Annotated in this window: 1 protein-coding gene; it reads left to right on the plus strand. The window is 40.9% G+C overall.

Translation table 11 applies throughout. The features are described 5' to 3' along the window. On the plus strand, window positions 1-545 hold a 545-nt coding region (locus R7E78_RS29710; protein ID WP_318059089.1), incomplete at both ends, for a contractile injection system protein, VgrG/Pvc8 family.

The raw sequence follows: 545 nt of genomic DNA on the forward strand, positions 1-545 counted from the left end.
TGCTTTCAGAGCATGGTGTTGCATTTAAATTTGAACTAAAAAATACGTATCCCCAATATTCCTACAAAGTTCAGTATGAAGAATCTGATCTTGCTTTTGTTCAGCGCCTCCTAGCCGAAGAAGGGCTCTCTTTTTGCTTTAGTCACTCTAAATCATCCCATGTCCTAGATATTTTTGATGATGTAAGCTTTTACAAACCCAGTCCTGAGTTTATGGTCGATTTCGATACAGGCAGTTCAGAGTCGAGTCACATTTCTGCTTGGAACGAAACACAAGTTTTAACGACTAAAGCAAGCCAGAAGTCTGGCTTCAATATGCTAAAACCAGCCTCACAACCCAAAAACGTAGCTGCTGGTGATACTGCACTGTTTACCGTACCTGCGAGTGAGTATTTTGAGTATTTGGGTGAAACAGAAAGTGACGATCAGTACTCGCTTCGAAACACTCACGCAATTGAATCCCTTCAACAGAACGTTTATCTATGTAGCGGAGAGGCGAGTTGTCGAACCTTTTCTGTGGGTAAATGTTTTAAGTTCAAAAAACAC

Source organism: Vibrio sp. YT-19(2023), assembly GCF_033337395.1.